A 748-nucleotide genomic window follows, 5' to 3' on the forward strand; every position below is an offset into this window, starting at 1 on the left:
TATTAGAAATAAGATGAAAAAAGAGAGAATATGTGATATATGTGGTTGTCCAATGTATCCTGTTCCAACACAATATCTCGATTTGGAAGAAGAGGATGAAGATATAAAGTATGATTTCTTTGGTGATGACATGGAGGATAAATTCATCGAAGAATGTGTTAAAACTTCTCCAGAGTTTGATCAAGAGTTGTTTGATAAAAGACCATATATCCAGAAAAAACGTTGCCAAGAATATAATCGGATGCTTAACTCACATGAAGCTATCCGCGCAGGAGCAGATCCTAAATTAGCATTTAAAAATGGTGGACAGAATTTACCGAAGTGTCCTGCGTGTGGTAGCTTAAATATAAAGAAAATTGGTAGTGTAGAACGTGCCGCATCAGTTGGATTATTTGGGCTGTTCAGTAAGAAGATTGGTAAGACTTTTGAATGTAAGAATTGTGGGATGATGTTTTAGAATATTTTACCTAAAGTAGTTCATCTACATGATTTAAAGCCTTGACGGTCATATTATTGGCATTGTGGCATTTATGTTCGTTAAAATAATCGTCAAGGCTATCATATTTTCTTATCCGTAATATAGTATCTTTTTATAGAGGACAAAGTTTATATCCTGAACAGAAAAGAGTTGTTGTTTTACAGATTGGAGTTCTTCAGAAGAAAGAGAAGTGTCATTGAGTTTCTGACCTAGCTCTTTGTATTTGGAAATATTCTCATCAAGTGTGCTTCTTTCGCTTTCATAGGTAGA

Annotated in this window: 2 protein-coding genes; one reads left to right on the forward strand and one right to left on the reverse strand. The window is 34.2% G+C overall.

The features are described 5' to 3' along the window. Window positions 1-52 precede the first annotated feature (52 nt). Window positions 53-457 (forward strand): hypothetical protein, encoded by a 405-nt coding sequence (locus QVO97_RS00580; protein ID WP_022358503.1) that lies wholly within the window; start codon window positions 53-55, stop codon window positions 455-457. Window positions 458-568: 111 nt separating this feature from the next. Here the strand turns inward: QVO97_RS00580 and QVO97_RS00585 are convergent. Continuing rightward, the coding region (locus QVO97_RS00585) for a hypothetical protein (RefSeq protein WP_288188497.1) at window positions 569-748 on the reverse strand (180 nt) is incomplete at its 5' end.

The sequence above is a fragment of the Clostridium sp. CAG:43 genome (assembly GCF_000434655.1).
GTDB lineage: Bacteria > Bacillota > Clostridia > Lachnospirales > Lachnospiraceae > Otoolea > Otoolea fessa.